1 protein-coding gene is annotated in these 1,028 nt (G+C 42.6%); it reads left to right on the forward strand.

Annotated elements, in window-relative coordinates:
- Positions 1-33 precede the first annotated feature (33 nt).
- On the forward strand, positions 34-1,014 hold the full coding sequence (locus HPS54_RS12770) for an IS982-like element IS1187 family transposase (protein ID WP_032536584.1): 981 nt from the start codon (positions 34-36) through the stop codon (positions 1,012-1,014).
- Positions 1,015-1,028 lie beyond the last annotated feature (14 nt).

Below are 1,028 nucleotides of genomic sequence, written 5' to 3' on the forward strand. Positions count from 1 at the left end.
ACCCGTTGGCGGAATTAATTTAAGTTGATAAATATGAGTAAAAAGTTGTACATGTCGCTGATTTTTAGTAACTTAGTGGTGATTAAAACATTAAGTTCAAACCATCGTATGTACAACCTTTATGCAAAATTCGTCAAAATACTTGAGATATGCAAGCAATTCTCTGAAAATCTCGTCAATGATTCGGGTAATGTTCCACGTCGTGGTCCTGTTCCCAAGTTTTCGGATTTGGAAGTGGTGGCGCTATCCCTGACGGCAGAGACCGAGAGCATTGATAGTGAGAAGTGGTTGTTCGACTATAAATTGCAAGAATACAAGGACAGCATTCCCAATCTCATATCAAGGAGACAGTTCAATGACCGCAGGAAGAAAACGTCAGGCCTGTGTGAGGAACTGCGCAAGCGGATTGCCATGGAAATGGATGGCGGAGAGGAACAATTCTTTGTTGACTCCAAGCCGATAGAGGTCTGTAGGGTTGCAAGAGGAAAACGTTGCAAGATGGGGCGTGCTGGCAATTTCTCGCAAGCTCCCGACTTCGGCTTCTGTGCTTCGCAGAACACGTATTATTTTGGTTATAAGTTACACGCTCTCTGTGGGTTAAGTGGAGTTATCCATTCCTATGATCTGTCAAAGGCAAGTGTGGCTGACCTCCATTATATGAAGGATGTAAAACATACTTATCACGACTGTAGCATCTATGGTGACAAAGGGTATATTGGAGCTGACGTACAGCTTGACTTGTTCGAAACCGCACACATAAGACTGGAGTGTCCGTATCGGCTCAACCAAAAGGATTGGAAACCGACATTCATTCCGTTTGCAAAGGCAAGAAAGAGGATTGAGACAATATTCTCACAACTTACAGACCAGTTCTTGGTCATCAGGAACTACGCGAAAATAACGAATGGTTTGTTTGCCAGAATCATTGGCAAAATTAGTGCACTTACCATTCTGCAATACGTAAACTTCATTAACGACAAGCCCATTGGCAGAATTAAGTATGCATTAAATTAATTCCGCCAACAGGT

The sequence above is a fragment of the Xylanibacter caecicola genome, assembly GCF_013166515.1.
GTDB classification, from domain to species: domain Bacteria; phylum Bacteroidota; class Bacteroidia; order Bacteroidales; family Bacteroidaceae; genus Prevotella; species Prevotella caecicola.

Excerpts from the sequence above, each read along its gene's own strand:
- HPS54_RS12770 (WP_032536584.1), top strand. The coding sequence starts at position 34 with ATGAGTAAAAAGTTGTACATGTCGCTGATTTTTAGTAACTTAGTGGTG.